This window comes from Mesorhizobium erdmanii (genome assembly GCF_013170725.1).
In the GTDB taxonomy this organism is placed as follows: domain Bacteria; phylum Pseudomonadota; class Alphaproteobacteria; order Rhizobiales; family Rhizobiaceae; genus Mesorhizobium; species Mesorhizobium erdmanii.
The window spans coordinates 3,105,949-3,117,733 of record NZ_CP033361.1 but is presented as its reverse complement, the minus strand read 5'-3'; the positions used below and the strand labels follow the sequence as shown (position 1 = coordinate 3,117,733).

Here is an 11,785-nt window from a genome sequence, read left to right as displayed (position 1 = left end):
TATCCATCCGACAATTGACGCCCGTGCGGGCATTTGCGTAAATGCCCGTCATCGTTGTTTCCGGGAGGAGCTGGGAAGAGCGATGCAAGGCAGCATCCCGTCATGGGCATGCAGCAGGCATGGGGAGGCGATAGGCTGGTGGCGGTTCTCGAACTCACCAATATTTCGAAGCATTTCGGGGCCATCCAGGCGGTCAACGACGTGTCGCTGTCGATCGAACCCGGCCAGGTCGTCGGCTTGATGGGCGACAATGGCGCGGGCAAGTCGACGCTGGTCAAGATGATCGCCGGCAATTTCCACGCGAGCCATGGCACCATGCGCATGGACGGCAAGGAATTGATCCTGAACAAGCCGGCTGAGGCCCGCCAGCACGGTATCGAGATCGTCCACCAGGATCTGGCGCTCTGCAACAATCTGACGGCCGCGGCCAATGTCTATCTCGGCCGCGAATTGCGGCGCGGCGTCGGCCCATTCCGCATCCTCGACTACGCCGCCATGTACAAACGCGCCGGCCAGCTCTTTGCCGAACTGAAATCCGAGACCCGGCCGCGCGATCTCGTCAAGCAGATGTCGGGCGGCCAACGCCAGGCGGTGGCCATCGCCCGGACCATGCTGTCGCAGGCCAAGATCGTGCTGATGGACGAACCGACGGCGGCGATCTCGGTCAGGCAGGTCGCCGAAGTGCTCAACCTCATCCGCCATCTGCGCGACCAGGGTATCGCGGTGGTGCTGATCAGCCACCGCATGCCCGACGTGTTCGACGTCGCCGACCGCGTCATCGTCATGCGGCGCGGACGCAAGGTCGCCGACAAGACGATCGCATCGAGCTCGCCCGAGGAGGTCACCGGGCTCATCACCGGCGCCATCGAGCAGGTCTCGTGAGCGCGGCTAATCCGGATTTCACCACGCTGGCGCGTATCGCCGCCGGCAGGAAAGGTCGATAATGGCAGTCACCCTTGACCAGACGATCGCACAGAAGCAGCACAGTTTCCTGTCGCGGCTGTTCTCCACCCAGACCTTCTGGGTGGTGATCGCCGTCATTCTTGCCTGCATTTTCCTGTCGTTCGCCACCGACGCCTTCGCCACGTCGAAGAACCTCTACAACATCACCCGCAACATCACCTTTGTCGCCATCGTCGCGCTCGGCATGACCTTCGTCATCATTACCGGCGGCATCGATTTGTCGGTCGGCTCGGTGCTTTGTCTGTGCTCGATGGTGCTGGCCGTCACCATGCATGCCGGTTATTCGATCGAGATCGGCATCCTGGCCGCGATCATCACCGCGCTCGTCATAGGCGGCTTCAACGGGGTCCTGATCGCCTACCTCGGCTTTCCGCCCTTCGTGGTGACGCTCGGCATGCTGTCGATCGCCCGCAGCCTGGCGATGGTCGCTTCAAACAACACCGTGGTCTTCCAGTTCGGGCCGGATCACGACAAGCTGCTGGCGCTCGGCGGCGGCGCCTGGGTGTTCGGCATCGCCAATCCGGTGCTGTACATGATCATTCTGGCGCTGATCACCGGCTTCATCCTGCGCTGGACCAAGTTCGGCCGGCACATCTTCGCCATTGGCGGCAACGAGCACGCGGCGACGCTGACCGGCGTTCCCGTGAAGCAGATCAAGGTCGCCGTCTACATGATCTCGGCGCTGTCGGCCGGCATTGCCGGCATCATCCAGACCGGATGGCTGGGCGCCGTCACCACCAATCTCGGCACCGGCATGGAGTTGCAGGTCATCGCCGCGACCGTCATCGGCGGCGCCAATCTCGCCGGCGGCATCGGCACCGCTTTCGGCGCCATTGTCGGCGCGGCCCTCATCGAGGTCATCCGCAACAGCCTCGGCCTGCTCGGCATCAATGCCTTCTGGCAAGGTGTCTTCATCGGCGGCGCCATCCTGATGGCCGTGCTGTTCGACCGCATCCGCAATTTCAGGCGCAGCGACTGACATTCAAGCGCCTTTCCTTCACCGCTTGTGGGGGAAGGAAAGTGCCGAAGCGCTATTCGCTCGGGGTGCCTATCGCTCAGTCTGAAAATCGGCCGGGGCTGTCGGTCACGGGCACCGGCCGACAGCCAATGCCTTGACGGAAACCAGAAACCGGTCGCACAATCCTCGATGCAGGCGAAGGGAGGCCAGTCGCCTGCGGGAGGATATACCCATGACGGAAGCGATCAGGCTCTACTGGGGCCGGTTCGGACATGTTTCTGTCCTGAATGTCGCAAGCGACTTCGTCACCCATGCCCATGTCGAGGCGCATCTGATCATCTGGCTCGAAGGCACCGCCGGCGAGATGACAATCGGCCGCGAGACGGTCAAGCTTGGACCCTGCACCGCTGCCGGCATCAATTCCTTCCAGCCGCACAGCCACGTCCTGTCGCAGAACGGCAGGCCGGGCCTGTTCCTCGCTTTCTACATCGATCCCGACTGGGCGCGCCGGCGCCGCGACCTGCCCTCTTCCGCGCCGCTGTTTACCCAGGCGGCCATCACGCTGGAACCTTGGCTGCACCAGGCCGCCGCCAGCCTGCTCGACCATCTGACCGACAATGAAAGCGTCGACGACGTCGCCAATTACGAGATCGAGCGCTTCATCGATTCCGTGCTCGATGCCGCCGATGCGTCGGCGCCGCAGGAGGCGCGCACGCACATCAACACCATGCAGGATTTCCGCGTCCGCAAGGCGATCCAGCTGATGAAGGCCAATGTCTGCGAGCGCATCTCCTTCGACGACGTGGCGCGCAGCGTCGGCCTGTCGCGGCCGCATTTCTTCGCCCTGTTCAAGGAACAGACCAATCTGACGCCCAATGTCTACTGGAACACGCTGCGCATGGAAGAAGCGGTACGGCAGCTGCAATGGTCGCAGGAGCCGCTGATCTCGGTCGCCTGCAATCTCGGCTTCACCACGCAGGGCAATTTCTCGCGCTTCTTCCGTGACCATGTCGGCGTACCGCCGACGCTCTATCGCGAGGCCGCACGGGCGACCGCCTGAGCCGGCCTGCCGAGTCCGCTTTTTCAGACTCCTTGATATGCGCATAAGACGCTTTGATAAGCGTCGCCGCAACCAGCGTCCTACCCTTGCCCAGCTGTCGCATTGGCAAGGGAACGTCCTATGGCAAAAGTCACCATCTCCAGCGTCATCGACGCGCCGGTCGAAAAGGTCTGGGCACGCATACGCGACTTCAACGACCTGCCGGGCTGGCATCCGCGCATGGTCGAGAGCCATATCGAGGGCGGCAAGGATGCCGGAACGATCGGCTGCGTGCGCAATTTCGAACTCGCCAGCGGCGCGCGCATCCGTGAAAAGCTGCTCGACTTCTCCGACGAGAACTTCCTCGTCAGCTATTCCATCCTGGAAACGCCGCAGCCGCTCACCAACCACAAGGCGACGCTGCAATTGCGCCGCGTCACCGATGGCGACCGCACCTATGCCGAATGGACCGCCAGCTTCGACGCCGCCCCCGAAGAGGCCGACAAGATCGCCGCCGGCATGGGCGCCAATGTCTTCCAGGGCGGCTTCAACGCCCTGAAGAGCCATTTTGCCGAGCAGAGCTGAGGGAGCGGGCGATGGCGCTGGCACTGCAGACTTTTGCAACGGTGAGGGACGCCAATGCGGCGCTGAAGGCCCAGGGCACCCGTTATCTCGGCGGCGGCACGCTGGTCGTCCGCGCCGCCAATGAAGGCGATGTCGCGGTTTCCGGCCTTGTCAGGTCGACAGACCCAGCCTTGTCGGCCATCGCTGCCGCCGCCGGCAAGGTCCGCATCGGCGCCTCGGAAACCATGGCGGCGGTCGCCCGTCATCCGGAGCTCGGCGCCCTCGCCAAGGCCGCGCACGCCGTCGGTGGTCCGGCGGTCCGCAACATGGCGACCGTTGGCGGCAATCTGTTCGCGCCAGCGCCCTATGGCGACTTCGCCGTGGCCTTGCTGGCGCTCGACGCCACCATCCGCACGGACGACGGCGAATTGCCCATGGAGGCCTTTCTCTCCGGACGGGACAGCAGTCGTGCCATCGTCACGTCAGTCAGCTTCACGCTTTCCAAGGCCGACGGCTTCCGCTTCCTGAAAGTGTCGCGCATCAAGCCCAAGGGCGTCTCGGTGCTCAGCATCGCCGCCGTCCTGGAACAGGCTGCCGACGGCACCGTGTCCTCGGCGCGGATCGCGCTTGGCTGCATGGCAGATCGGCCGGTGCGCGCCAGGGCGGCGGAAAAGGCGCTGCTGGGCAACAAGCTCGACCAAAACGGCATCGCAGCGGCGCTGGCCGCAGCCGGTGAAGGCACCGCGCCGATAACCGATCCGATCGCCAGCGCCTGGTACCGCGCCGAAGTCCTGCCGGTCCATCTTGGCCGGCTGTTGCTGAGCTAATGCTTGTCGCCCAAAAGTGCGCGGCGGTTTTGGGATAACGACAAGCACAAAAAGTCCATCGGGGGGCGCGCGTCTGTCCGATCCGTCGGGCAGGCGCGCAAGGAGGAAACATGGCGAAGGTCCCGGTTCAATTCACGCTCAACGGCTCCGAAAAAGCCGAATTCATCGACAGCGGCACGACGCTGCTCAATGCCTTGCGCGACAAGATCGGCGACACCTCGCCGAAGGGCGGCTGCCAGCAAGGCACTTGCGGCGCCTGCTCGGTCATCGTCGACGGCGAACTGAGGCTCTCCTGCCTGACGCTCGCCGAGACCTGCAACGGCACCGCCATCACCACGACATCGGGCCTCGCCGAAGGCGGCGTGCTGCATCCGCTGCAGCGCGCTTTTCTCGACACTTTCGCCACGCAATGCGGCTTCTGCACGCCAGGCATGATCATGGCCGCCAAGGTGCTGCTCGACCACACGCCCAACCCCAGCCGCGACGAGGTGGTCGAGGCGCTGTCGGGCAACATCTGCCGCTGCACCGGCTACGAGCCGATCATCCAGGCGGTGCTGACCGCTGCCCGAGCCAATTCGCAGAACGCGGCCTGAGGGGGCAAAGAATGGAATTGCGCAAGAATTACTTCGCCGATGTCCGCAAGGACGATCTGCACGAGATCGGCCAGCCACGGCCGCGTTCGGACTCACCTGGCCATGTCACCGGCAAGACCGCCTATTTCGCCGACCGCAACTTTCCCGGCATGCTGCACCTGAAGATGGTGCGCAGCCCGCATCACCATGCCCGCATCCGCTCGATCGACACCTCGGAGGCGGAAAAGCATCCGGGCGTGGTTCGAGTGCTGACCGCCAAGGACGTGCCGCACAATGTCTACACCATCCTGATCCTGATCCAGATCGGCCCGGAGGACGAGACGGTGCTGGCCGACGGCAAGGTGCGCTGGAAGGGCGAGGCCGTGGTGGCGGTGCTGGCCGAAACCGAGCGCGCCGCGCAAGAGGCCGCCGCCAAGGTCAAGGTCGACTATGAAGTGCTGCCGGCCGTCTTCGACATGGAGGAAGCGCTGAAGCCCGGCGCACCGCTGGTCAACGAATATCACGGCCAGAACTACTATCTCTATGACAGCGGCGAGTGCCGCAAGGTGCGCTTCGGCGATGTCGAGGCGGGCTTTGCCGGCGCCGACCACGTGCTGGAGCAAAGCTACCAATCCTCGCCGATCGAGCACGCGCCGACCGAGACGACCGGTTGTGTCGTCGCCCCGGAGGGCAATGACCGCTTCACCTGCTACACCAACACGCAGGCGATGTTCTTCACCCTCGACAACGCCTCGATCATCCTGCAGATGCCGGGCTCGAAACTGCATTTCGTTGGCGGCACCGTCGGCGGCGGCTTTGGCGGCAAGGTCGACGTGATCGTCGAGCCGATCGCCATTCTTGGTGCCAAGCTCACCGGCCGGCCCGTCTCCTTCGTCTACAGCCGCGAGGAAGAGATGCAGATCTCTTCGCCCCGCGCCGCGGAACAGGTCGTCATCAAGGACGGTGTCATGAAGGACGGCCGCATCGTCGCGCGAAAAGTCACCGGCTATACCGATGCCGGCGCTTATTCGCGCCATTCGCCTTATGGCGCGCAGAAGGGCGCCGGCCATTATCCCGGCCCTTACACCATCCCCAATGTCTGGATCGACACCTACTGCGTCTACACCAACCGCACTCCTTCCTCCGCCATGCGCGGCTTCGGCGTCACCATCGGCGACTTCGCGCTGGAGGTGCAGATGGACAAGCTGGCCCGGCTGATCGGCATGGACCCGCTCGAATTCCGCTTCATCAACGCCTATCGCGACGGCGATATGAAGGCGCATCGGCAGCCGACCGAGGGGGCGGCATTGATCGAATGCATGCAGGAAGCCTCGCGCGCCGCCAACTGGCCGGTGGCGGAAAAATACATGGCAATGTCCTCCTACAGGAAGGGAGCTTGAGATGGCGATCCGGCGCGGGCGCGGCGTCGCCGCGATCAACTATCCGACGGGCATGAATCTCGGCGGCGACCCGACGCAGGCGCTGGTGCATTCGACGCCCACCGGCAATTTCATGGTGACCCTGTCCTCGGTCGATCTCGGCCAGGGCATGAAGCAGATCATGGCGCAGATTTGCGCCGAGACGATCGGCGTGCCGACCGACCGCGTCGTTGTCGACACCGCCGACACCGACACCGGCCCGCACTGCATGGGCACCTTCGCCTCGCGCGGCACGCACCGCGCCGGCAACGCCGTCATCCAGGCCGCCAGGGAAGCCCGCCAGGTGATGCTGGAAGTGGCGGCCGAGGAACTGGAGGTGAACGCCTCCGATCTCGAGACCGACGGCCAGGGCAACATACTGGTCAAGGGCGCGCCGCAAAAGTCGATCTCGATCTTCGATGTCGCGCTGTCGGCCCACTTCAAGCGCGGCCGCTCGATCTCCGGCCGCGGCATGTTCCTCATCCCGCGCTCCTATCCGGAAAAGGAAACCGGCGCGATGAAGCCTTCGACCTGCTACGCGCACGCCTGCACGGTGGCCGAGGTCGAGGTCGACGACGAGACCGGCGAGGTCACCGTGTTGACGGTGAAGAACGTGTTCGAGATCGGCCGGGCGCTGAACCCGAAAATGGTCGAGCAGCAATTGGTCGGCGGCTCCTGGATGGGCATCAGCCACGCGCTCTACGAGACGACAGAGCCCTATTATCCCAACCGCGACCATGGCGGCACGGACTTCAACCAGTACCTGATGCCGGGTCCCGGCGACCTCGCCGAGACCGAGATCATCGTGCTGGAGCGGCCTTCCGCGGATGGCCCTTACGGCGCCAAGGGGCCTGGCGAGATGTGTGCCAACCCGCAAATACCGGCGGTCGCCAATGCCGTCTTCGACGCCGTCGGGGTACGCATCGATACGCTGCCGATCACGCCGGAACGCATTTTGCGCGCGCTCAAGGCGCAAGCGAACTGACATGTCCGAGCTGAACGCCGGGACAGTCGCATCCTCGCCGGAGGCGGTGGCGGCGCATCTCGCTGCCTCGCGCTATCTGGCCGATGACAGCCTTGCCACGGCGATCTTCCTGGCGATCCAGCTCGGCAAACCGCTGCTGCTGGAAGGCGCGCCGGGCGTCGGCAAGACGGAAGCAGCGAAAGCAATCGCCGACCTGCTCGGCCGCGAGCTGGTACGGTTGCAATGCTATGAAGGCATCGACGCGGGGCACGCGCTTTACGAGTGGAATTACCAACGCCAGTTGCTTGCCATCCGCCATGCCGGCGAGCACGAGATCGATATCTATGACGACCGCTTCCTGATCGCCCGGCCGCTGCTGCAAGTGCTGAAGGCGCCCGAACAGCGCGTGCTGCTGGTCGACGAGATCGACCGTTCCGACCATGAGTTCGAAGCGCTGCTGCTGGAGTTCCTCTCCGATTTCCAGATCAGTATCCCCGAGCGCGGCACCATCCGCGCTGCCGCCCAGCCGATCGTCATCCTGACCTCGAACCGCACCCGCGAACTCGCCGAAGCCCTGCGCCGTCGCTGCGTCTATCACTGGATCGGCTATCCCGACGCAGGTCGCGAGGCAGCCATCATCATGCTTCGTGCCGGCGATGTTGCAGAAAGCACGGCGCGCGCCGTTGCTGCAGCCGTGCAGACCATCCGTGCCCGCCCGCTGGCCAAGCCGCCCGGCATCGCCGAGGCGGTCGAGTGGGCCAATGCCGCGACCATTCTGGAAAAAGGCGGTAGTCCGTGGCCGGAAGCCTTCCGCCGCGCCATCGGCGTGCTGATCAAGGACGAGGAGGATTTGTCATATATCGCGCCGGAGCTCGGGCAGATCGTAGAGGAGGCGCTGGGGTGATGGACAACGCGCCTATCTCGCAAGGCTGGCGGGACAGCGCCCCCCTCTGGCCTGCCGGCCATCTCCCCCACGAGGGGGGAGATTGGCGGTTTTGGCGCTCCGCTCGGTCCTGCAACGTTGGAGATTGGCGAAAGCCGGAGCGACAGCTGATATCCCCCCTAGTGGGGGAGATGTCCGGCAGGACAGAGGGGGGCGCGAAGGAATGAGGCGTCCGGAAAAGCTGCCCCGCGCCGCCGCACCCTTGCTCGGCTTCGGGCGGCTGCTGCGCCGCTACGGCTTTGCCGTCGCCCCCGAACAGGTCATCAGCTTCATGCAGGCGGTGGCCCTGCTCGGCCCGCGTTCGATGGGCGACATCCGCGAGGCCGCCCTTGCCACGCTGGCGCCGCCGCCCGACCGCCGCGACGAATTCGAAGCGCATTTCCAGAGCCATTTCTACGGCAACAATTCGGCCGTCATCGAAGGCGACCCCGACGAGGAAACCCGCATCAAGGACGATGGCGGCGCCGACGACGAGCGCATCGCGGCCGAGAACAGCCAGGAAGGCGGCGAATTGTCCTCGGCCCTGGAACAATTGAGCAGCCGCGACTTCCAGCGCGACGACGACAGGCTGGCCGCCTTCCGCCGGAAGCTGTCAGCCGCCCTGCCCGCCCGCCGCTCCTTCCGCACCGTGCGCACGCATTCGCGCGGCAAGCTCGACCTGCGCCGGTCGCTGCGCGAAATCGTCAGCGCCGATGGCGATGTGCCGTCGCCTCTGCTGCGCCGCCGCCAGACCGTGCCGCGCAAGCTGCTGCTCTTGATCGACGTCTCCGGCTCGATGAAGCTGCACACAGCGGACTATCTCAAGCTTGCGCACGCCGCCGTGCATGGCGCGGACCGTGCCGAGATCTTCACCTTCGGCACGCGGCTCACCCGCATCACCTCGGCATTGCGCATCCGCGACCGCGACCGCGACCAGGCACTGGCACGCGCAGCGGCCCAGGTCGACGATTGGGACGGCGGCACCCGCATGGGACCGACACTGCTCGCTTTCCTCTCCGTTCCCCGCTTCTCATCCTTCGCGCGCGGTGCGGCGGTTGTGATCCTGTCGGACGCGCTGGAGCGTGGCGATCATGCCGAACTGGAGACGGCGATGCGCCGGCTGAGCGCCCGTGCCTTCCGGCTGTCGCTGGCAACGCCGCTTGCCGGCGACCCGCGCTTCCGGCCGGCCACCGCGGCACTGCGCGCCATCCTGCCTGACCTCGATGATCTCATCGACGGGTCGTCGGTGAAAAGCCTAGCCGATTTCATCCTGTCGCTCGCCCACCCCGCCCCTTCGGCCGCGACAATCTGGAAGAGGGTTTCCTGATGCATAAAGCCATCGACGCGCATTTCCACATCTGGCGCCAGAAGGACCAGCCTTGGCTGGTCGGGCCGATGGTGCCACGTATCTTCGGTCCCTACGAGCCGATCCGCCGCGACTATCCGATCGGCGAGTTCCTCGAGGACCAGCACGGCGCCGGCGTCGAGAAGGCCGTCTACGTCCAGACCAACTGGGCGAAGGAGGATTTCGAGAAGGAAGTCGCCTTCCTGCAGAAGACGGCTGACGAGACCGGCTGGCCGCATGCCATCGTCGGCTATGCCGACATGACGGTGGACGATGTCAGGCCGCAGATCGACCGGCTGATGAAATACAGGCTGCTGCGCGGCGTGCGCATGCAACTGCACTGGCACGAGACGCCGGCCTTCCGCTTTGCTACCTCGGCCGATCAGGTGATCGACCCTAAAGTGCGCGCCAATGTCGGAAGGCTGAAAGACTATGGTCTGTCCTTCGACCTGCAGCTTTTCCCAGCCCAGATGAAAGACGGTCTGACACTGGTCGGGGAGAATCCCGAGACCAACTTCATCCTCACCCATGCCGGAATGCTGACCGGCATGGACAAGGAAACCACCGAGGGGTGGAAGGCCGGGTTGCGCACGCTCTCAGCCGCACCGAATTCCTATGCCAAGCTGTCGGGTCTCGGCACCTTCGTCCACCGCAACGACCCGGCGCTCATCGCCTATATTGTCGACAACGCGATCGATATTCTAGGCTCGGATCATCTGATGTTCGGTTCGAACTTCCCGATCGAGAAGCTCTGGACCAGCCACGCCGAGCTGATCAAGGCGCACCGCGAGGCTGTAACTAAGCACGGCGCGGCCGCCGAGGCCGATATCTTCTGGAACACAGCCGAGAAGGTCTACCGGCCGGTTTAATGCAGCTCCTACCTTCCCCCTTGTGGGGGAAGGTAGGAGCCATCACAATCCTCACTGCGTCGGCAGCATGCCTTCGACGTCGCTCGCCGCGTCCGTGAGCGCTTCCTTGGGCGAGGCCGACTGGTCGACGATGCGCGACAGATTGTCGACGATGGTCTGCGTCACCTTGACCCCGTTGGTACCCGGGAAGGCATACCACGGAACCATCAACGGCATCTGGCTGAGCCCGGCCTGGAACAGCGGGTTCTTCTTGTAGAAATCGCCGAGATAGTCTGGTGATTTCGCCGCCAGTTCATTGTTGGGAACATAGCCCGTGCCCGGCACGACGACCGAAGCGCCATAGGGGCCAGCGGCGAATTTCGCGAACTTCCAGGCAGCTTCCTGCTTGGCGGCGTCCTTGGTCAGGATGACCACCGCATTGCCACCGGTCGGCAGATGGCCGTTGACCGGATCGATCAGCGGGATCTTGGCGGTGCGCAGCGTGAACTTGTCGCCGACATTCTTGATGGTGTTGACGAGAGCACCGGTGGTCTGGAATTCGAAGCCGACCTTGCCGGCCGCGAAAGCCTGCTCGCCCGCCGGCTTGGTGAAGACCGGCATGCCGCCCTCCTTGACCATCCTCTCCAGTATCTCCGCCGCCTTCTCGCCTTCCGGCCCGTTGAAGGCGACCTTGCTTTCGTCCTCGTTCAGCATCTTGCCGCCGGCGCCGAACAGCAGCGCCGAGAACATCCAGTCGTCGCCCTGCCAGCGGAAGTCGATGCCGTCGACGCCGTTGCCGAGAGCCTTGATCTTGCCGCCGAGCGCGATCACCTCGTCCCAGGTCTTGGGCGGATTGTCCGGATCGCCGCCGGCCGCCTTCACCAGGTCGGCGTTGTAGTACATGATCGGGTTGGAGGTGGCGAAGGCGAGGCCGACCTGCTTGCCGTTGACCTGCGCCAGCTTCAGGATCGTGTCGGAGAAGCCGAGCTCCGCCATCTTGCCCTCCTTCTTGACCAGCGGGCCGAGATCGACGGCAACGTTGCGTTCGTTGAGCATGCGCAGGCGGTTGAGGCCGATGAAGGTAATGTCAGGCATTTCGTCGGTGCCGGCCTGGCGAAGAATGGTCTGGATGCCTTCCTCGTAGGTCGCCGACGGGCTGGCGAACTGGATCTTGATGTCGGGGTTTTCCTCCATGAACTTCTTCGAGATCGTGTCCATCACGTTCTTGAAGAAGCCCGGCATCGGGTAGTGCACCGTCAGCGTCGTTTCGGCATGGGCCGGAAGGGCCGCCGCCAGCGACACCGCCGCCGCGGCAAAGATCCTGGAAAAATGCTTCATCGTTCGTGCTCCTTGTTGGCCAGTCGG

At 64.5% G+C, this 11,785-nt stretch carries 12 protein-coding genes; 11 read left to right on the top strand and 1 reads right to left on the bottom strand.

The window, feature by feature from the left end:
• Positions 1-138 precede the first annotated feature (138 nt).
• From EB233_RS15185 to EB233_RS15135, 11 genes are all read left to right on the top strand, one after another.
• Positions 139-882, top strand: a complete 744-nt coding sequence (locus EB233_RS15185; protein ID WP_027051001.1) for an ATP-binding cassette domain-containing protein — start codon at positions 139-141, stop codon at positions 880-882.
• 61 nt (positions 883-943) lie between these two features.
• Positions 944-1,942 carry an ABC transporter permease gene (locus tag EB233_RS15180; protein ID WP_064988086.1) on the top strand — a complete coding sequence of 333 codons (999 nt, stop codon included), beginning with the start codon at positions 944-946 and terminating at the stop codon, positions 1,940-1,942.
• A gap of 211 nt (positions 1,943-2,153) precedes the next feature.
• Positions 2,154-2,981, top strand: coding sequence for a helix-turn-helix domain-containing protein (locus EB233_RS15175; RefSeq protein ID WP_064988085.1), 828 nt, complete (start codon positions 2,154-2,156; stop codon positions 2,979-2,981).
• Positions 2,982-3,101: 120 nt separating this feature from the next.
• Entirely contained in the window at positions 3,102-3,545 is a 444-nt protein-coding gene (locus EB233_RS15170) for an SRPBCC family protein (protein WP_064988084.1), read from the top strand.
• An 11-nt stretch (positions 3,546-3,556) separates the two neighbouring features.
• Positions 3,557-4,351: an FAD binding domain-containing protein gene (locus EB233_RS15165; RefSeq protein WP_064988083.1), complete on the top strand. Its 795-nt coding sequence runs from the start codon at positions 3,557-3,559 to the stop codon at positions 4,349-4,351.
• 110 nt (positions 4,352-4,461) lie between these two features.
• Positions 4,462-4,944, top strand: coding sequence for a (2Fe-2S)-binding protein (locus tag EB233_RS15160; RefSeq protein WP_027050996.1), 483 nt, complete (start codon positions 4,462-4,464; stop codon positions 4,942-4,944).
• An 11-nt stretch (positions 4,945-4,955) separates the two neighbouring features.
• Entirely contained in the window at positions 4,956-6,323 is a 1,368-nt protein-coding gene (locus EB233_RS32150) for a xanthine dehydrogenase family protein molybdopterin-binding subunit (protein ID WP_064988082.1), read from the top strand.
• A gap of 1 nt (position 6,324) precedes the next feature.
• Entirely contained in the window at positions 6,325-7,326 is a 1,002-nt protein-coding gene (locus EB233_RS32145) for a xanthine dehydrogenase family protein molybdopterin-binding subunit (protein WP_027050994.1), read from the top strand.
• Between the two features lies 1 nt (position 7,327).
• Positions 7,328-8,209, top strand: a complete 882-nt coding sequence (locus EB233_RS15145) for an AAA family ATPase (protein ID WP_064988081.1) — start codon at positions 7,328-7,330, stop codon at positions 8,207-8,209.
• Between the two features lie 202 nt (positions 8,210-8,411).
• Positions 8,412-9,554, top strand: a complete 1,143-nt coding sequence (locus tag EB233_RS15140; RefSeq protein ID WP_064988080.1) for a vWA domain-containing protein — start codon at positions 8,412-8,414, stop codon at positions 9,552-9,554.
• Complete coding sequence (locus EB233_RS15135; protein ID WP_064988079.1) at positions 9,554-10,441, top strand: amidohydrolase family protein; 888 nt, start codon at positions 9,554-9,556, stop codon at positions 10,439-10,441. Before EB233_RS15140 ends, EB233_RS15135 begins: the two co-directional genes overlap by 1 nt.
• 51 nt (positions 10,442-10,492) lie before the next feature.
• Here the strand turns inward: EB233_RS15135 and EB233_RS15130 are convergent, their stop codons facing one another.
• Complete coding sequence (locus tag EB233_RS15130; protein WP_064988078.1) at positions 10,493-11,758, bottom strand: ABC transporter substrate-binding protein; 1,266 nt, start codon at positions 11,756-11,758, stop codon at positions 10,493-10,495.
• Positions 11,759-11,785: the final 27 nt, after the last annotated feature.